Origin of the sequence: Bradyrhizobium sp. BRP22 (assembly GCF_020194175.1) — a bacterium.
In the GTDB taxonomy this organism is placed as follows: Bacteria; Pseudomonadota; Alphaproteobacteria; order Rhizobiales; family Xanthobacteraceae; genus Bradyrhizobium.
Genome location: NZ_JADYVX010000157.1, coordinates 1 through 255, shown reverse-complemented (window position 1 = coordinate 255; position 255 = coordinate 1). Strand labels below are relative to the sequence as shown.

Here is a 255-nt window from a genome sequence, read left to right as displayed (position 1 = left end):
TGCCTGCTGTCGGCCAAGAAGCTGCTCGCGGTCGTGCGCGCCCACTGGGGCATCGAGAACAACCTGCACTGGGTCCTCGATACGGTGTTCGATGAAGATGCCTGCCGCAGCCGCAAGGATCACGCGCAGGAAAACCTCGCCGTCATCCGCAAGCTCGCCATCAACATCCTGCAGGCTACCCCAGGACCTGCTCGCATCAGCCACAAAATGCTCCAGGCCAGATGGAACAACGACTTCCTTCTCTGCGCCCTCGCC

At 62.0% G+C, this 255-nt stretch carries 1 protein-coding gene; it reads left to right on the top strand.

Annotated features, from left to right (window positions below; translation table 11 throughout):
- The coding region (locus I6F35_RS39785) for an ISAs1 family transposase (protein ID WP_225122989.1) at positions 1–255 on the top strand (255 nt) is incomplete at both ends.